Genomic DNA, 18,057 nt, shown 5'->3' on the forward strand with positions numbered 1-18,057 from the left:
TTTTTACTTTAATTGGTATGACGTGCTCTTCCCTTTTTTGTATTTAAAACAATGACGACTAGTCCGCTAAATATTTCCCTTCTGCAACTTGCCAGAACGCTCGAATTAGAGGGTTATCTAGCTGTGCTCGCTTACAACATACGCCTAACTCAAATGGCTTGATAGGTTCTATCTTTAAGCGGCTAACTTTATCTCTTACTGGACTGTTGTTTATGACCACATCAGGTGCGATGCCAACTCCACATCCTAGTGCCACCATACTTACAATCGCCTCATGGCCAGAAACTTGCGCGTATATGTTGGGTTTTATCTTCATCTTTTTAAACCATGCATTGGCTCGTTCACGCGCTGTTCCTGCTTCTGGGATGATAAAGGGCACTTCATTCCAGTTTGGCTTATCGGATTGCAGTTGTTGGCTAAAGCTACTCACACCAGATGGAATGATGACTGACAGTGGAATATCGCTGATGGTTTCGAATTCTAACCTTGAAGGAAGGATGTCTGGCTTTGCTGAAATCGCGATATCCGCTTCATCGTTTAAGATCTTGTCGATGGATTGAGCTGGATCACCAGTAGAGAGCTTAAATTCAATATACGGATGAATAGCCCTAAATTCGGTTATGAGTTCAGGTAGGTGACTGTAGCTAGCCGTTACTGAACAAAATATACGGATCTCACCTTTAAGTTCTTGCTCTCCGCCCTTCAGGTGAAGGTTATATTGCTGCCACTCTCCAACAATGCTCAATGCAACAGGTAATAGGTGTTTGCCTGCTGGGGTGAGATCAACGCTGCGGTTGTCTCTGATAAGCAATTCTTGCCCCGTCTCCTCTTCTAGTTTTTGTACCTGACGACTCAGCGCTGAAGGACTGACGTGCATAGCAGCAGCGGTTTTGCTGAAACTCTTGCTATCACATAAATGTATAAATAATTGTAGAGATTTTATGTTCATGTTCTGCGATCGTTTCCATGTTGCATTTATTGCAATAACTAATTGTGAATATATCACTTTCAGCAACGGAGTGTCTGTTTTAGTATGAAGTCATTCGATAGAGAGATATCGACCTTACGGACTTATTTTTAAAGGAGTGCCCTAGAATGGCTAACTATTTCAATACATTAAACCTTCGTGAACAACTTGACCAATTGGGTCGTTGCCGCTTTATGGATCGTGAAGAATTCGCGACAGAAGCTGAATACCTTGAAGGTAAGAAAATCGTAATTGTTGGTTGTGGTGCTCAAGGCCTAAACCAAGGTCTAAATATGCGTGATTCTGGTCTAGACGTATCTTACGCTCTACGCCAAGCGGCAATTGATGAAAAGCGTCAATCATTCAAAAATGCTGATGAAAACGGCTTTGTTGTGGGTAGCTACGAAACGCTAATCCCTCAAGCAGACCTAGTAATCAACCTTACTCCTGATAAGCAACACACAAACGTTGTTGAAACAGTAATGCCTCTAATGAAGCAAGGCGCTGCTCTTGGTTACTCTCACGGCTTCAACGTTGTGGAAGAAGGCATGCAATTACGTGCTGACCTTACTGTAGTAATGGTTGCACCTAAGTGTCCAGGCTCTGAAGTTCGCGAAGAGTACAAACGTGGCTTCGGTGTACCAACACTTATCGCTGTTCACCCAGAAAACGACCCTAAAGGCGAAGGTTGGGATATCGCTAAAGCTTGGGCTGCAGGTACTGGTGGTCACCGTGCAGGTTGCCTAGAGTCTTCTTTCGTAGCAGAAGTTAAATCTGACCTGATGGGTGAGCAAACTATCCTTTGTGGCATGCTACAAGCGGGTTCTATCGTATCTTACGAGAAGATGATTGCTGATGGCATCGAACCTGGCTACGCAGGCAAGCTTCTACAATACGGTTGGGAAACGATTACTGAAGCACTTAAGTTTGGTGGCGTAACTCACATGATGGATCGCCTATCTAACCCGGCTAAAGTTAAAGCGTTTGAGCTTTCTGAAGAGCTTAAAGACCTAATGCGTCCGCTTTACAACAAGCACATGGATGACATCATCTCTGGTCACTTCTCTAGCACAATGATGGCTGACTGGGCGAACGATGACGTGAACCTACTAGGCTGGCGTGAAGAGACAGGCGAAACTGCATTCGAAAACTACCCAGCTTCTGACGTAGAAATCTCAGAGCAAGAGTACTTCGACAACGGTATCCTAATGGTTGCTATGGTTCGTGCCGGTGTTGAGCTAGCATTCGAAGCTATGACGGCATCAGGCATCATTGATGAGTCTGCTTACTACGAATCTCTACATGAGCTTCCACTAATCGCAAACACAGTTGCTCGTAAGCGCCTTTACGAAATGAACGTTGTAATCTCTGATACTGCTGAGTACGGTAACTACCTATTCGCTAACGTAGCAACACCGCTACTACGTGAGAAGTTCATGCCTTCAGTAGCAACGGACGTCATCGGCCGTGGTCTAGGTGAGACATCTAACCAAGTTGATAACGCTAAGCTAATTGAAGTAAACGAAGCTATCCGTAACCACCCTGTAGAATACATTGGTGAAGAGCTACGTAGCTACATGAGCGACATGAAGCGTATCGCTGTTGGCGGTTAATCTTCCAGTTCATCACTGAATAAAAATAGCCCTGAACATTTGTTCGGGGCTTTTTTATGCTTGCAACTATTTTACCGGTGAAGGCTTGATAGATTGAGGAAAAAATAAAGGCTTACCCGAAGGTAAGCCTTTATTCGAACTTGAACTGATTGAAAAAAATGACTATTTGTCTGAAAGCTTTGCTTCTAGTTCAGCCAGTTTTTGTTCCATTTCAGTGAGCTTCTGGCGAGTGCGAAGCAGTACTTGTGTTTGAACATCAAACTCTTCACGGCTCACAACGTCTAGCTTGTTGAGTTGGCCTTGGATAACTTGGCGAACTTTTTGGTCTACGTCTGAACCAAGCTCTTTTACTGGTTGAGGCATAGAATCGTGGATCTGCTTAGCAATTTGCTCTAGTTTTTTTGGATCAAACATATCAATTAAAACTCCTGAATATTTATCACTATTCTATTTAATCACATCAAAGATGTCGCCTATGGCGTACAAAAAAAGGCCACCGAAGTAGCCTTTTTATTGTTAATACGACAGGGAAATTACTTATTGTTAGCTAATTCTCTGTGCGCCGCTTTTGCTTCATCAACACGGGCCAGCTTCTCGAGATCTTTATCTTCGAGGAAAACTGGAATTGGTTTATGTTTTTCGGCTAAGTAGCTATAAATAACCGGCAGAACAAACAGCGTAAACAGCGTACCAATCGCCAGACCAGCAACGATAACAATACCGATACTAAAGCGCTGAGCTGCACCTGCACCCGTGGCGTACATCAATGGGATCAGGCCTGCAATCATCGCCGCTGTTGTCATTAGGATTGGACGTAGACGTACCCTTGCCGCCTCCATAACCGCCTCTTTGCGTGATAATTTATTATGCAGCTGCTCTTCTTTTGCTACCTCACAGATCAAGATACCGTGCTTGGTAATCAGACCAACCAAGGTAATCAGCCCCACTTGCGAGTAGATGTTCATCGTCGCTGCGCCCCAAGCGAGCGCAATCAATGCACCACATATTGCGAGTGGCACCGACACCATGATAACCAATGGATCTTTTAACGACTCAAATTGAATCGCCAGAACCAAGAAGATGATCGCCAGTGCTAAACCGAACGTCACATACAGTGCGCTGCCTTCTGTTACAAACTGACGCGACTCACCCATGTAGTCATGGTTATAGCCTGCAGGTAATTTGGTTTGGGCAATGTTTTCAAACCAGTTTACCGCATCACCCATCGCCGCGCCCGGCATAGGAACCGCACCGACCGTCGCTGAGTTCAACTGGTTGAAGTGAGGAAGAGAGCGAGGCTCTGCCACCACATCAATTGTTACCAAGCTACCGAGAGGAACAGCATCACCATTGCTGGCTCGAACGTAGTAATGATTCATTGACTCTGGGTTTAAGCGGAACTTACGCTCAACCTGAGGGATCACTTCATAAGAACGACCGTTGAGGTCAATACGGTTAACGTAACCATCCGACATCATGGTGCTTAGGGTGACACCGATATCTTGCATCGTTACCCCATAAGCGCCCGCCATATCTTTATCAATTTGAATCTTCATCGTTGCTGAATCGTAGTTCAAATCAAGGTCAGAGTAGACAAAGAGAGGGCTATCTTTCACATCCGTTAAAATATCGGTTGCGATAGCGAATAAGCTCTCAAAGCTGCTTGGTGTGGTAATCACAAACTGGAGTGGTAGACCAGAACCGGCACCCGGCAACTCTGGCATTTGGAACGCGGTTACTGCCATGCCTGGGATATCTTGTAGCAATCCACTGATACGGTTCGTTACCTCAGATTGGCTAGCCGTGCGCTCACTCCATGGCACCATTGAGGCAATACCAAATGCTTGGTTTGAGTTTGGTACACCAGTGAAGGATTGAGCGTATTGGATTTCAGGCTGGGTCACCAAGATACCGCTCACGTCATCCATCGTGTTACTTAGGTAGTCTAGGTTAGCCGTTGATTGACCAGTACCAATCATCATCACCACCCCTTTATCTTCTGCAGGGGCAAGTTCACTTGGGATGAATTTAAACAGCATCGGCAAGCTTAAAAATACAATGACCGCAAAGCCAATGATAACCGGACGATGATCCATGATCGCATGCAGCATCTTAGAGTAACGGCCTGTCATACGATCAAGTACGCTGTGTACCTTCAGTTCAAACTTACTCGGCTGTGCATTTTCTTTTAGCAGCTTTGAACACATCATTGGAGACAGTGTTAAAGCGATGATTCCAGAAACAAATACCGCGCCAGCGAGGGTTAATGCGAACTCTTTAAACAGCGAGCCTGTGATACCACCCATCATTGCGATAGGGGCATAAACCGCGCCCAATGTCAGTGTCATTGCAATAACCGGTACTGCAATTTCACGGGTACCAATGATGGCAGCCCTGAAAGGAGATTCCCCCAATTTGACGTGTCGATCGACGTTTTCCAGTACTACGATTGCATCATCAACCACTAGACCGATTGCTAATACCATCGCCAGTAGCGTCATTAAGTTCCATGAGAAACCCATGACTTGCATCACCATCGCAACACCAACCAGCGATAAAGGGATGGTTACGATAGGAATGATAACCGCACGCAATGAGCCTAAGAATAGCGTGATAACCACTAATACAATCAGCGCGGCTTCAACAATCGTGTGTATAACCTCTTGAATGGATTCATTAATCGCAATGGTTGAGTCATACATGATATTCATGCTGATATTGCTTGGTAGGTTTCGCTCCAACTCAGGATACAGCTGCATAACATCAGCAGCAATGTTGATCGGGTTAGCACTTGGCGCTGCATTGATGGCGGTTACAACCGTTTGTTTGCCATTAGCACTTGCGCGAACCACATCGTGGCTTTTTTCTAGTGAAACCTTAGCAATATCACCTAAGCGAACAATAGAACCGCCATTTTGACTGGTTTTGACCACCAACCTTTCTAATTCATCGGTATTGGTTACTTGGGTATTGGCACTGCCGTTGTACAGCATAAACTCACCAATTGCTTGGCCAGTTGCTGATTGGTAGTTGTTTGCATTAAGCACCGTCATCACGTCAGTGGCTGTCAGGTTTAATGCTGCCATTTTGGAAGGATCAAGCCATACACGTAATGCGTATTTGATCCCGCCGTACAAGTCGACCTTTGATACGCCATTAACGGTAAACAGTTGTGGGTTAACCACTCGCTCAAGGTAGTCGGTAATTTGGCTTGCAGAGAGTTCATCACTCGTAAAACCAATGTAGAGTACCGCCGTTGTTGAACCGGTAGACATAGTTACGGTTGGATCTTCGGCTTCTTTAGGAAGCTGAGAACGTACCGAGTTAGTCTTGGCCAGTATGTCAGACAGCGCGGCATTCGGGTCGGTATTGAGCTTCATATTGACCGTAATAGTCGAGCTACCGAGTACGGACTGCGACGTCATATAATCAATATTATCGGCTTGAGCGATCGCTTGTTCTAATGGCTGAGTTATAAAGCCTTGGATCAGATCGGCACTGGCACCGTAATAGCTCGTCGTGACCGTCACGATCGTATTTGTCATGTCTGGGTATTCACGAACCTGCATTTTGAAGATTGCTTGGAAGCCAAGCAATGCGATCAAAAAGCTGATTGAAATAGCCAGAACTGGACGTTTAATAAAAACATCAGTAAAGCGCATGATTCCTCCAATTACAGCATTGGTGTTTCAGCTGGCGGCGTCGTTGCATCACTTTCTACAACTCGAACTTTAGCATTGTTACTTAAACGAACTTGACCCGTTGTCACGACAACATCGCCAGGCTCTACGCCTTCCAGTATGTGAGCAATACTTTCTGTACGTTCACCTACTTTCACCACTTGTTGTTTCACACGCTGCACACCATCTTCTTCACGTAAAATATAAACATTGTCACCGTAAAGTGTGAAAGTGATGGCCGTCTGAGGCAGTGTCACTTGGTTTGCTAGTTTAGGTAGAATGATGTTAGCGCGCGCAAACATACCGCTACGTAACTTACCATCGTTGTTTGGGATATCGGCTTGTACTTGGATAAGACCACTTTGGATGCTAACCGCAGGCTCAATGGCACTAATAGAACCTTTAAACGGTTTTTCTGGGTATGCATCAACGAAGATGTCGATCGCCTGACCAACCTCAATACGAGAGATGTCATTTTGAGAAATAGTGAAGCGTAGGCGCATAACACTGGTGTCTTCTAGGCGAACGATGTCAGTGCCAGATTGTAGGTATTGGCCTAGATACACATTACGAATACCGACAGTGCCGTCAAACGGAGCGCGGATCTCGCGACGGGCAATCGATGCTTTAAGGCTTTCAATATCAGCCGCTAACGATAAGAAATTAGCTTCTGCTTCATCGAAGGCTTCCTTAGAGATAGAGCCTTTCTTGAATAGCCCTTGGTAGCGCTTGTATTTAGCTTCAGCAGCCGGTAAGCGTGCCTCAGAGCTTTTTAGATTGGCTTTCTCTACATCAGAATCAAGGCGGATCAGTTGTTGGTCATTTTTAACCTCAGTACCTGATTCGAAAGAAATTTGATCGATAACACCGCTGGTTTCGTTCGCTAGTGTCACACCTTGGTTAGGTTCGATGAAGCCGATAGCTTCAATCACTGGAACCCAGTCGATCGGCTGAACTTCAGTTACCGTTACTGGAAACTCTGGTTCAGGGCGGTTGGCCATATACTCAGCAATTTTTTGTTGTTTGAACATGTTAAACCCAATAACGCTGCCGAAAAGTAGTACAGCGATGAGTAACATGAAGAAAGTCCACTTTTTCATTATGGTCAAAACTCCGATCTAGTGTTTAATTATTGCGTCCCAACTGGCTTCGATTGCAGATTCTAGTTCTGCCTCATCAAGTTGGTAAAATCCTAAAGAATGCTTGCGTGCTAGAGAAACACTAGCCGCCAAGCTCAATCCACCTAATACTTCATTGTTAAGTGGTTTAAACAATCCTTGTTCTTTCCCCTCATTAAATAGCAGCTCAACTTGGGCAAACATTTTACGTTCTAGTTCCCTGAAGTTTAGGCTATTTGTGATGGGTAGAGAGTCATACTGAACCCGATTTTTTATTGCGGCTAAATTCGTTCCTGCTAAGTTCCATATGTTCAACCACATAGTACGGTAGCGTTGTTTAATTGGATCCGAATCATTAACCCCTTGTTGAACAGCATCAGCTACTCTTTGAGTCACGAGCATTCGAACATCTTCTATCAAATGCTCTTTATCATCGAAGTAGCGATAGATAGTGCCTGCAGCCACTCCCGCTTCTTTGGCTAATTTTTGCATTGAAAGGCCTTGGAAACCGACCTCTGCAATTAGCTTTTCAGCTGCAGAAAGTATTTGCTGGCGTTTATCCCGAGGTGCATGAGTTGTCATATTTCAACCACCAATGAATGAACGTTCATTCATTATAGCCTAATAACCACACACATGTGCAACAAAGTTTTACATAATCAGCGTAAAAATCTTGTATAAGAGAACGTAGCATTCGTGTTGTTGCAGCATTATTATAGGCGCGCAATTGAATTCGCCCCTCTAGACCAAACTGAGAATCAAATGAAACTGAACCCAAGACAAGATGAAGCCGTGAAATATGTTTCGGGCCCCTGCTTAGTATTAGCGGGCGCTGGATCCGGTAAAACACGTGTTATCACCAATAAAATTGCTTATCTGGTTCAGGAATGTGGCTATAAGGCGCGTAATATTGCGGCGGTGACCTTTACTAATAAAGCGGCACGCGAGATGAAAGAGCGTGTTGGGCAAACTCTAGGTAAGGGCGAATCGAAAGGGCTGATTGTTTCGACTTTTCATACCATGGGCTTAACCATCATTCGCCGTGAATACAAAGCGCTGGGTTTGAAAGCGGGTTTCTCTCTGTTTGATGACCAAGACCAGTTAGCTTTGTTAAAAGAGTTAACAGAGAGACAGATCGATGGTGATAAGGATTTGCTACGCGCTTTAATGAGCACCATTTCGAATTGGAAAAATGACATGCTGACGCCAGATCAGGCGAAAGCACGTGCTCAAGGCGAACAAGAGCAGTTGTTTGCATTCTGTTTTGAGATGTACCAGAAACAGATGAAGGCATACAACGCACTCGATTTTGATGATCTGATCGCGATGCCTGTATTACTACTGAAAACCAATCAAGAGGTGCGTGAGCGCTGGCAGTCGCGTATCCGCTATTTACTGGTCGATGAATACCAAGATACCAACACCAGCCAATATGAGTTGGTTCGTTTACTGGTGGGAGAGCGTGGTCGCTTGACAGTAGTAGGTGACGATGACCAATCTATCTATTCATGGCGTGGTGCAAAACCGCAAAACTTGGTGTTGCTGGGTGAGGACTATCCGAATCTTCGTTTGATCAAACTCGAGCAAAACTATCGTTCAACCAGTCGAATCTTACGTGCGGCGAACATCTTGATCGCCAACAACCCACACGTTTATGAAAAGTCACTGTTCTCAGAGATCCCAGACGGTGAAAAGCTCAAGGTACTGAATGCTAAGAATGAAGAGCATGAAGCAGAGCGTATTACCGGCGAGATCATCGCCCACAAGTTTTTGAACCGTACTGAGTACAAAGATTACGCGGTGCTTTACCGTGGTAACCACCAATCGCGCTTAATTGAAAAAGCGCTGATGCAGAACCGCGTGCCTTACAAGATCTCTGGCGGTACCTCTTTCTTCGCGAGAGCCGAGATTAAAGACATCATGGCTTACCTGCGTGTGTTGGTGAACCCTGATGATGACAACGCCTTCCTACGTATTGTAAACACACCGCGCCGAGAGATTGGTCCGGTGACGCTTGAGAAGTTAGGCAGCTACGCCAATATGCGTGGCAAGAGCTTGTTTGAAGCCAGCTTTGAGATGGGCTTAGAGCAGACACTGACGGGGCGTGGTTTAGAAAATTTGCGCCGCTTCGGTGACTGGATTGTTCGTATCTCAGACAATGCCGAGCGTGGTAATACGGTTGAAGCCGTTCGTTCTTTGGTTCGTGACATCAACTACGAAGATTGGTTGTACGAAACCTCAGCGAGCCCGAAAGCCGCTGAAATGCGAATGAAGAACGTCTCTGATCTGTATAGCTGGATTGTGGCCGATCTTGAGGGTGACAACTACGATAAAGAAGAGAAAACCCTGCGCGAGGTGGTTCAACGTTTAACGCTGCGCGATATGATGGAGCGTGGTGAGGATGATGACGATGCAGATCAAGTCCAATTAATGACATTGCATGCATCGAAAGGTCTAGAGTTCCCATATGTATTCCTGATGGGTGCAGAAGAGGGCATCTTGCCGCACCAAACCAGTGTCGATGAAGGCAACGTAGAAGAAGAACGTCGTCTTATGTATGTGGGGATTACTCGAGCGCAGAAAGAGCTGACTTTTACTAAGTGTCGTGAACGTCGTCAATATGGTGAATTAATAAAGCCAACACAAAGCCGCTTCCTCGATGAGCTGCCGCACGATGATGTGGAGTGGGAAAGCGTTAAGAAGCCTCAATCCGCTGAAGAAAGAATGGAAAAAGGGCAGGCGCACATTGCGAATATTCGAGCGATGTTCAACAAGAAGTAATGCCCTACTTTAATCGCACTATATAGAAGCCAATAAAAAAGGTGACCATGAGGTCACCTTTTCTGAATCTGGCATTTTTAATTACAGACCGGCAATCATGTGCTCGATAGCATCTTTGATTTCGTCGTCTGAACAATCCATACATGAACCTTTCGCTGGCATCGCATTGAAGCCGTTGATTGCGTGGTCAGCTAGAATGTCGCGACCTTGAGCAATGCGAGGACCCCAGTCACCAGCATCACCTGTTTTAGGTGCGCCACTTACGCCAGATGCGTGACAAGCGATACAAAAGGTACCGTAAACTGCTGCGCCATCACGAGGGCCTGTTGGTTCTGCGGCTACTGGTTCGCTGCCGACTAGGTAAACTTGACCAACTGGTTTGATGCGTTCAGCAATTGCATCTTGCTCTGCTTCGCTAAGGCCTGAAGCCATTGCGCCAGTTGAAAAGGTTAAAACTGCGATGACAACGCTTAAAATTCGACGAGACATATCCATTAAACTCACTTTACATTCCCAAGGTAAGTACGTGCTTACCAATTTATAGTGTTGGAGGGTGTTTTGGCTTCACCAGCAAAGAGCAACTGTTAAACCAATGTAAATAATGGGTGATTATATCCCGATAAGTTGTTGCAATAAACAACAACTTATAAGCTGTGGCGGGTTGTAGTACTCAAATAAGGGGTTTATCACATATTAACTGTCGAAAAAGAGACCAAACAGAAAAAAAAGTTAAAAAAGTACTAGACGGCATTGGGTGATATACGTATTATTCCACTCCGCCGACAGGGCATGCGCCTGTAGCTCAGCTGGATAGAGCGTTGGCCTCCGGAGCCAAAGGCCGAAGGTTCGAATCCTTTCAGGCGCGCCATCCGGTCTCTTACTTCGGTAAGTGAGAAATTGGCAAAAAAGAAATAATGGTGGCTATAGCTCAGTTGGTAGAGCCCTGGATTGTGATTCCGGTGGTCGCGAGTTCGAATCTCGTTAGCCACCCCATTCTTTCTTTACAAAATATCGGTAGCTTCGGCTTCCAGTGTTGATTCATTATTCCCAAGAGTCGATACAAAATTAGTCGGTGAATAGCGCAGCTTGGTAGCGCATCTGGTTTGGGACCAGAGGGTCGGGGGTTCGAATCCCTCTTCACCGACCACTATTTCAATAATCGCTTGTTAAGCGGTTATATAAAAAATTAGTGGTGGCTATAGCTCAGTTGGTAGAGCCCTGGATTGTGATTCCGGTGGTCGCGAGTTCGAATCTCGTTAGCCACCCCATTAATTTTGGTAGCTTCTTTGAAGTTCCCAGTTTGAGAAATCAAACGAAACGTCTCGGTGAATAGCGCAGCTTGGTAGCGCATCTGGTTTGGGACCAGAGGGTCGGGGGTTCGAATCCCTCTTCACCGACCACCTTAAGAAGCCTCGTCAGAAATGACGGGGCTTTTTTACGTCTGAAACTTAGATAACTTGAACAGAGTGGGGTTCGCCTGATGTTCAAAGAATGTCTCTTCACTGATCACTTAAGAAGCCTCAACTAGCCGTCCGCGTCAGAAATGACGGGGCTTCTTACATCTATCTCCCCTTCTTATATAAGACAGATTCCTAACGATCTGCTTGATAATGGTGCTGCTACAGAGTTGCTTTCTTTATCAAATGTACAGTTCTATATCTAATTTTATATAAATGGAGTGCTCAATAATTCGACATATTAATGGGTTTGGTCTAAAGACTTTTATGAAAAGTGAAACCTGACCCTAAATTTGCTCACTAAGGCCTGAATTTGACAGCTTTGTACGCATTTGGTCGTTCAAAAACTCCTCTGATTTATTAGGCCTTTCGTTTGTCTGTTTTGTATTTACCAAAATAATACAGATGGTTAAATGTATGGCTAATTAACGTTTATCTGGTTGTTTTGTTTGTTCAAATTAACAAAATTAGCGTTTGTTTCTATAGTGTTAATTGTTTTTTGGAATAATTATTTGTTTTTAGTGACTGGTAGTGAGATCTGCTTTGAAGCACGGCTTTAACTCTACAAGTAAGTAGTGGTAAGGAGTTTGTGAGTATTTCTTGCCGATAATATAATGTTGATTTTTCTTACTATATGCTCTTTTGGTGAATAGTTATGTGGCACTTTTGCTTGCTAAGCGTTTAATGTCGACTTTTTATCCTATTTTTGTTGCTTTTCTGTGAATTATTTGCCAAATTGTCAACCGTATAAAATATCAGAACAATATTCTGGTAAGAATGGATTCAATTTTGCAGACAGGGCAGAAAGCTGCCAAAGCAGTAGAGGTCTGGTAATGTCACTTTTAGAAGTAAAAAATCTTCGTATCGAATACCCATCTCGTCATGGAGTTCACGCCGCAGTTAAATCACTTTCGTTCAACATTGAACGTGGTGAGATTGTTGGTGTTGTAGGCGAGTCTGGTGCAGGTAAATCAACAGTAGGTAATGCTGTGATCGATTTGCTGAGCCCTCCTGGCCGCATTGCTAGCGGCGAGGTATTTCTGGATGGCGAAAAAGTCTCTGGTTTATCTCCTGAACAGATGCGTTCTGTTCGCGGCTCAAAGATTGGTTTTATCTTCCAAGACCCAATGACTTCTCTTAACCCTCTATTCACAGTAGAACAGCAGTTAAAAGAGACGATTCATGCCAACATGAAGGTTTCGGATCAAGAAGCCTACCAGCGCTCATTAGACTTGATGAACCAAGTGGGTATCCCACAACCAGAAAACCGTTTAAAGCAGTACCCTCACCAATTCTCTGGCGGTATGCGTCAGCGTGTGGTTATCGCGATCGCATTGGCAGGTGAACCTGACCTAATCATCGCAGATGAACCAACAACAGCACTGGATGTTTCTATCCAAGACCAGATCTTGGGTTTGATTCGCGACCTATGTATTAAGAAGAACGTAGGTTGCATGTTGGTCACGCACGACATGGGCGTGGTATCTAACGTTACCGACCGCGTAGCCGTTATGTATCGTGGTGACTTAGTTGAGTTTGGCCCAACAGCGAAAGTTCTGGGTACTCCTGAGCACCCATATACACACAGTCTTATCTCTGCGGTTCCTCGTTCGGATCGTAAACTCGATCGTTTCCCTCTTGTTAGCTACATAGAAGAAGCACAAGAGATGGAACCATTGGATGTGAAGAATCACTGGTTAGGTCAAAGCCAAGATCACCGTGATTACACTGGTCCACTGTTGAATGTTGAGAACGTAAACTTGCGCTTTACCACCAAAGATTCTTTCTTTGAGAGCCGTCGTGAGTACGTTCAAGCATCAAACAACGTGAGCTTTGAAGTGCATGAGGGTGAGACGTTTGGTTTAGTAGGTGAATCAGGTTCAGGTAAATCAACGATTGCTCGTGTGATTGCTGGCTTGTACGCACCAAACTCAGGCAAGGTAACGTTTGAAGGCGTTGATCTTACTGGTCTGAAATCTGAAAAAGAACGTCGCCCTATGCGTCGTCAAATGCAGATGGTTTTCCAAAACCCTTACACATCAATGAACCCTCGAATGAAGATATTCGACATCATTGCTGAACCTATCCGATTCCATCAGCTTACTCGCAACGAAAATGAAACTCGTCAGATCGTGAACGACCTGCTAGAGCACGTGGGTTTAGGCAAAATGGCTGGGGTGAAGTACCCACACGAATTCTCAGGTGGTCAACGTCAGCGTATTTCTATCGCTCGCGCTTTGGCGACTCGCCCACGTCTTTTGATTTGTGATGAACCAACATCGGCACTGGACGTGTCGGTACAGGCTCAGATTCTTAACCTACTAAAAGACTTACAAGACGAGCTAAACCTAACCATGCTGTTCATCAGTCACGATCTACCGGTTATTCGCCAAATGTGTGACCGTGTTGGTGTGATGCAGATGGGGACATTATTGGAGGTTGCGCCAACGGAGCAGCTGTTCCAATCACCTCAGCATGAATACAGCAAACAACTGATTTCTTTAATGCCTGAATTTACAGGCTTAAGAGAAGAAAAAGCAGTGGCACAAGCCGCGGTATAAAAATCAGCAGGCTGGAGTTTAGCTTGCTAACAACAATAAACAGACGCAAATACAACAACTAGGGATCTGGATTCCCGCATGAAGGAGTTATGCAATGAAAACCATGAAAAGCAAATTAGCAGTAGCTTTAATGGCAGCTGGCCTAAGCTTTAGTGCAGCAGCAGCAGATATTACCGTTGGCTACGCAGCTGACCCAGTATCACTTGACCCGCACGAGCAGCTGTCTGGTGGCACACTGCAAATGTCTCACATGGTGTTTGACCCTCTAGTACGTTTCACTCAAGATATGGATTTTGAAGGCCGCCTAGCATCTAGCTGGGAGCGTGTTGATGAAACGACTTTCCGCTTCAACCTACGTAAAGGTGTGAAATTCCACTCTGGTAACGAACTGACTGCTGATGATGTTGTGTGGACTTTTGAACGTCTACAAGCTTCTCCAGACTTTAAGTCTATCTTCACGCCATACGAAAAAATGGTAAAAGTGGATGACTACACAGTTGAGCTAGTATCAAAAGCGGCTTACCCACTAGTACTACAAACAGCAACTTACATCTTCCCAATGGACAGCAAGTTCTACTCTGGCCAAACAGCGGAAGGTAAAGACAAGTCTGAGCTAGTTAAGCACGGTAACTCGTTTGCTTCGACTAACGTTTCAGGTACTGGTCCATTTATCGTAACGCAGCGTGAGCAAGGCGTTAAAGTAACGTTCGAGCGTTTCAACGATTACTGGGACACAGAAACTGAAGGCAACGTAGACAAGCTAACACTTGTGCCAATCAAAGAAGACGCGACACGTGTTGCAGCACTTCTTTCTGGCGACGTTGATATGATTCACCCAGTAGCACCAAACGATCACAAGCGTGTTAAAAACGCTAAGAACATCGATCTAGTGACGCTACCTGGTACTCGTATCATCACGTTCCAAATGAACCAAAACAGCAACGAAGCACTTAAAGATGTTCGCGTTCGTCAGGCGATTGTTCACGCAATCAACAACGAAGGTATCGTTAAGAAGATCATGAAAGGCTTCGCAACAGCAGCTGGTCAGCAAAGCCCAACAGGCTACGCGGGTCACAACGAAGACCTAGTTCCTCGTTACGATCTGAAAAAAGCGAAAGAGCTGATGAAAGAAGCGGGCTACGAAGATGGCTTTACGCTAACTATGATGGCTCCAAACAACCGTTACGTGAACGATGCGAAAGTAGCGCAAGCGTCTGCGGCAATGCTGTCTAAGATTGGTATCAAAGTTGATCTTAAAACTATGCCTAAAGCACAGTACTGGCCTGAGTTTGACCTATGTTCAGCAGACATGATGATGATCGGCTGGCACTCAGATACAGAAGATTCAGCTAACTTCAACGAGTTCCTAACTATGACTCGTAACGAAGAGACTGGCCGTGGTCAATACAACTGTTCTGGCTACTCAAACCCAGAAATGGATGCGATCGTAGAAGCTTCTAACACTGAAACTGACCCAGTTAAGCGTGCTGAAATGCTGAAAGGCGTTGAAGCAACACTTTACAACGACGCAGCATTCGTACCGCTACACTGGCAAAGTGAAGCGTGGGGCGCGAAGTCTAACGTAGGTGCAGCAGACGTAGTAAACCCAATGGTTATGCCTTACTTCGGCGACCTAGTTGTAAAATAATCTAGCTTGCTAGAATCGAGAGCCTGAAGCTTTTCAGGCTCTCAAATTATTAAGATATAGATTTAAGTTTCGGTATTTGGTCTTCCTTCAGTCTGGCTAAATACCTTTTTTAAGACTGAATTTTGTTATCTAGTCGCGGATTTCGACTAGATAGTCATGGATAGATAAGGGGCAAGGAATGGTTACGTTTCTGGTCAAGCGCCTGTTTCAGGCACTGATAGTGATGTTTGTGATCAGTTTGGTGGCGTTTGCCATTCAGGATAACCTGGGCGACCCGTTGCGTGAGTTAGTCGGTCAATCTGTTTCAGAATCGGAGCGTCAAGCGCTGCGTGATGAACTCGGCTTAAATGATCCCTTCATTACAAAATACACTCGCTTTGTGGGCGCAGCTCTACAAGGTGATCTTGGTACTTCATATTTCTTTAAACGCCCAGCTGTGGACGTAATCTTAGATAAACTAGTCGCAACGCTTGAGCTTGTGTTCGGCGCTTCTCTGATCATTGTTTGTCTGTCGATTCCACTTGGCGTTTATTCTGCAATACACCCAAAAAGCTTCTTCACTAAACTGGTGATGGCGGGCAGTAGTATCGGCATTTCTGTGCCTGTTTTCTTAACCGCAATCATGTTGATGTATGTATTCTCTATTGAGTTAGGTTGGCTGCCGTCGTTTGGACGTGGTGAGACCGCAAACTGGTTTGGCTGGGAGTCTGGTTTCTTAACGCTCGATGGCCTTGCACACTTAGTGCTGCCGAGTATTGCTCTAGCATCTATCATGCTGCCTCTGTTCATTCGTCTAGTACGCTCTGAAATGCTAGAGGTTCTTAGCTCTGAATATATCAAGTTTGGTAAAGCAAAAGGCCTAGCGCTGAACAAGATTTACTACCAACACGCTTTGAAAAACACAATGCTGCCAGTACTAACGGTAGGCGGTGTTCAAATCGGTACTATGGTGGCTTACACCATTCTTACTGAAACTGTATTCCAGTGGCCGGGTACCGGCTTCCTATTCCTTGAAGCGATTAACCGAGTGGATACACCACTGATTACCGCATACGTTATCTTCGTTGGCCTGATCTTCGTAGTAACTAACACCATTGTTGACCTGCTATACGGCATCATTAACCCAACAGTGAACATCACAGGGAAAGGAGCATAATCATGGAACAAACAACAACAGCTCCATCTCGTTGGGAGCGATTCAAGCAGTCAGACATTCTGTACTACTTCTTACGTGACAAAGTGGCAATGGTGAGCTTCGCTATCTTTGCAGCTTTCCTTGTTATGGCATTAGCGGCACCTATTCTAGCGCCAACAGACCCGTATGACGTGACGTCTATCGACATCATGGATTCTGAGTTGCCACCATCTTGGATGGAAGACGGCGAAGAACGCTTCCTACTGGGTACTGATGAGCAGGGTCGTGACATCTTATCTACGATGCTTTACGGCTCGCGTCTGTCATTGACGATCGGTTTCCTAGCGGTAGGTCTTCAGCTGACTCTCGGTATCATCATTGGCTTGTCTGCAGGTTACTTCGGTGGTCGTATTGATAGCTTCCTGATGCGTTTTGCCGATGTTCAGCTTTCGTTCTCAACCATGATGGTTGCGATCATTGTCTCGGCCATCTTTAAGGCGAGTTTCGGTAGTGACTTCTACGCGCAATATGCGGTTGTTATGCTGGTGGTGATCATCGGTATTGCTGAATGGCCGCAGTATGCTCGTACGATTCGTGCATCGGTATTGGCAGAGAAGAAGAAAGAGTACGTAGAAGCGGCACGTGTGATGGGCTTTAGAGCGCCTCGCATCATGTTCCGCCATATTCTGCCTAACTGTTTATCACCGATTTTGGTTATCTCTACGGTACAGGTGGCAAATGCCATCATGTCAGAAGCGGCACTTTCTTTCCTCGGTTTAGGTCTTCCGGTAGACCAACCGTCACTCGGTGCCCTGATCAGTACTGGTTTTAACTACATTTTCTCAGGAGCATGGTGGATCACAGCATTCCCAGGTGTGCTTTTGGTAACATTGGTTCTCGTTATTAACCTATTAGGCGACTGGTTACGTGACGTGTTTAACCCGAAAATTTATAAAGGGTGATAGCCCGGTTTGATTTTTAGTAAAAAAAGTCACTAAATTAAGAGCCGTAAGCAATTACGGCTCTTTTTTTGCTTAATGGATCTGGAACTTAGTATTATTGACAGTGTCAATAATAGTTAAAATGGAATTCATGTT

At 45.1% G+C, this 18,057-nt stretch carries 12 protein-coding genes and 5 tRNA genes; 11 read left to right on the forward strand and 6 right to left on the reverse strand.

Going from position 1 to position 18,057, the window contains the following annotated elements; genetic code table 11:
- Positions 1-58 precede the first annotated feature (58 nt).
- Positions 59-949 carry an HTH-type transcriptional activator IlvY gene (gene ilvY / locus AB4517_RS06325; RefSeq protein ID WP_268663829.1) on the reverse strand — a complete coding sequence of 297 codons (891 nt, stop codon included), beginning with the start codon at positions 947-949 and terminating at the stop codon, positions 59-61.
- Between the two features lie 146 nt (positions 950-1,095).
- Here ilvY and ilvC point away from each other — a divergent pair, with 146 nt between their 5' ends.
- Positions 1,096-2,580 (forward strand): ketol-acid reductoisomerase, encoded by a 1,485-nt coding sequence (gene ilvC, locus AB4517_RS06330; protein ID WP_017061965.1) that lies wholly within the window; start codon positions 1,096-1,098, stop codon positions 2,578-2,580.
- 162 nt (positions 2,581-2,742) lie between these two features.
- On the opposite strand, the gene ubiK is transcribed toward ilvC, so the two are convergent.
- The 4 genes from ubiK to AB4517_RS06350 form a co-directional block, all read right to left on the reverse strand.
- Positions 2,743-2,994: a ubiquinone biosynthesis accessory factor UbiK gene (ubiK, locus tag AB4517_RS06335; RefSeq protein WP_017061964.1), complete on the reverse strand. Its 252-nt coding sequence runs from the start codon at positions 2,992-2,994 to the stop codon at positions 2,743-2,745.
- Between the two features lie 119 nt (positions 2,995-3,113).
- Positions 3,114-6,242 carry a multidrug efflux RND transporter permease subunit gene (locus tag AB4517_RS06340; RefSeq protein ID WP_017061963.1) on the reverse strand — a complete coding sequence of 1,043 codons (3,129 nt, stop codon included), beginning with the start codon at positions 6,240-6,242 and terminating at the stop codon, positions 3,114-3,116.
- Positions 6,243-6,253: 11 nt separating this feature from the next.
- A complete protein-coding gene (locus AB4517_RS06345) occupies positions 6,254-7,360 on the reverse strand; it encodes an efflux RND transporter periplasmic adaptor subunit (protein WP_017069625.1) in 1,107 nt (368 codons plus the stop codon).
- Positions 7,361-7,378: 18 nt separating this feature from the next.
- A complete protein-coding gene (locus AB4517_RS06350) occupies positions 7,379-7,960 on the reverse strand; it encodes a TetR/AcrR family transcriptional regulator (protein ID WP_017061961.1) in 582 nt (193 codons plus the stop codon).
- Between the two features lie 180 nt (positions 7,961-8,140).
- On the opposite strand from AB4517_RS06350, the gene rep reads away from it, so the two are divergent.
- Positions 8,141-10,159 carry a DNA helicase Rep gene (gene rep, locus AB4517_RS06355; RefSeq protein WP_017061960.1) on the forward strand — a complete coding sequence of 673 codons (2,019 nt, stop codon included), beginning with the start codon at positions 8,141-8,143 and terminating at the stop codon, positions 10,157-10,159.
- An 81-nt stretch (positions 10,160-10,240) separates the two neighbouring features.
- Here rep and AB4517_RS06360 read toward each other — a convergent pair whose 3' ends face one another.
- Complete coding sequence (locus AB4517_RS06360; protein ID WP_009848079.1) at positions 10,241-10,654, reverse strand: cytochrome c5 family protein; 414 nt, start codon at positions 10,652-10,654, stop codon at positions 10,241-10,243.
- A gap of 296 nt (positions 10,655-10,950) precedes the next feature.
- On the opposite strand from AB4517_RS06360, the gene AB4517_RS06365 reads away from it, so the two are divergent.
- From AB4517_RS06365 to AB4517_RS06405, 9 genes are all read left to right on the forward strand, one after another.
- Positions 10,951-11,027 (forward strand) — tRNA-Arg (locus AB4517_RS06365).
- A gap of 49 nt (positions 11,028-11,076) precedes the next feature.
- A tRNA-His gene (locus tag AB4517_RS06370) sits at positions 11,077-11,152 on the forward strand.
- A 77-nt stretch (positions 11,153-11,229) separates the two neighbouring features.
- Positions 11,230-11,306, forward strand: a tRNA-Pro gene (locus AB4517_RS06375).
- A gap of 45 nt (positions 11,307-11,351) precedes the next feature.
- Positions 11,352-11,427: transfer RNA gene (locus AB4517_RS06380), tRNA-His, on the forward strand.
- Between the two features lie 55 nt (positions 11,428-11,482).
- A tRNA-Pro gene (locus AB4517_RS06385) sits at positions 11,483-11,559 on the forward strand.
- A gap of 890 nt (positions 11,560-12,449) precedes the next feature.
- Complete coding sequence (locus AB4517_RS06390) at positions 12,450-14,177, forward strand: ABC transporter ATP-binding protein (protein ID WP_102428490.1); 1,728 nt, start codon at positions 12,450-12,452, stop codon at positions 14,175-14,177.
- Between the two features lie 94 nt (positions 14,178-14,271).
- Complete coding sequence (locus AB4517_RS06395; protein ID WP_372148068.1) at positions 14,272-15,825, forward strand: ABC transporter substrate-binding protein; 1,554 nt, start codon at positions 14,272-14,274, stop codon at positions 15,823-15,825.
- 178 nt (positions 15,826-16,003) lie between these two features.
- Positions 16,004-16,981 (forward strand): ABC transporter permease, encoded by a 978-nt coding sequence (locus tag AB4517_RS06400; RefSeq protein WP_017060134.1) that lies wholly within the window; start codon positions 16,004-16,006, stop codon positions 16,979-16,981.
- Positions 16,982-16,983: 2 nt separating this feature from the next.
- Complete coding sequence (locus AB4517_RS06405) at positions 16,984-17,922, forward strand: ABC transporter permease (RefSeq protein WP_017060135.1); 939 nt, start codon at positions 16,984-16,986, stop codon at positions 17,920-17,922.
- Positions 17,923-18,057 lie beyond the last annotated feature (135 nt).

The sequence above is a fragment of the Vibrio sp. 10N.222.52.C3 genome (genome assembly GCF_041474195.1).
Lineage (GTDB): Bacteria > Pseudomonadota > Gammaproteobacteria > Enterobacterales > Vibrionaceae > Vibrio > Vibrio crassostreae_C.

Coding starts and splice junctions, on each gene's coding strand:
- ilvY (WP_268663829.1), bottom strand. CDS start 949: ATGAACATAAAATCTCTACAATTATTTATACATTTATGTGATAGCAAG.
- ilvC (WP_017061965.1), top strand. CDS start 1,096: ATGGCTAACTATTTCAATACATTAAACCTTCGTGAACAACTTGACCAA.
- ubiK (WP_017061964.1), bottom strand. CDS start 2,994: ATGTTTGATCCAAAAAAACTAGAGCAAATTGCTAAGCAGATCCACGAT.
- AB4517_RS06340 (WP_017061963.1), bottom strand. CDS start 6,242: ATGCGCTTTACTGATGTTTTTATTAAACGTCCAGTTCTGGCTATTTCA.
- AB4517_RS06345 (WP_017069625.1), bottom strand. CDS start 7,360: ATGAAAAAGTGGACTTTCTTCATGTTACTCATCGCTGTACTACTTTTC.
- AB4517_RS06350 (WP_017061961.1), bottom strand. CDS start 7,960: ATGACAACTCATGCACCTCGGGATAAACGCCAGCAAATACTTTCTGCA.
- rep (WP_017061960.1), top strand. CDS start 8,141: ATGAAACTGAACCCAAGACAAGATGAAGCCGTGAAATATGTTTCGGGC.
- AB4517_RS06360 (WP_009848079.1), bottom strand. CDS start 10,654: ATGGATATGTCTCGTCGAATTTTAAGCGTTGTCATCGCAGTTTTAACC.
- AB4517_RS06390 (WP_102428490.1), top strand. CDS start 12,450: ATGTCACTTTTAGAAGTAAAAAATCTTCGTATCGAATACCCATCTCGT.
- AB4517_RS06395 (WP_372148068.1), top strand. CDS start 14,272: ATGAAAACCATGAAAAGCAAATTAGCAGTAGCTTTAATGGCAGCTGGC.
- AB4517_RS06400 (WP_017060134.1), top strand. CDS start 16,004: ATGGTTACGTTTCTGGTCAAGCGCCTGTTTCAGGCACTGATAGTGATG.
- AB4517_RS06405 (WP_017060135.1), top strand. CDS start 16,984: ATGGAACAAACAACAACAGCTCCATCTCGTTGGGAGCGATTCAAGCAG.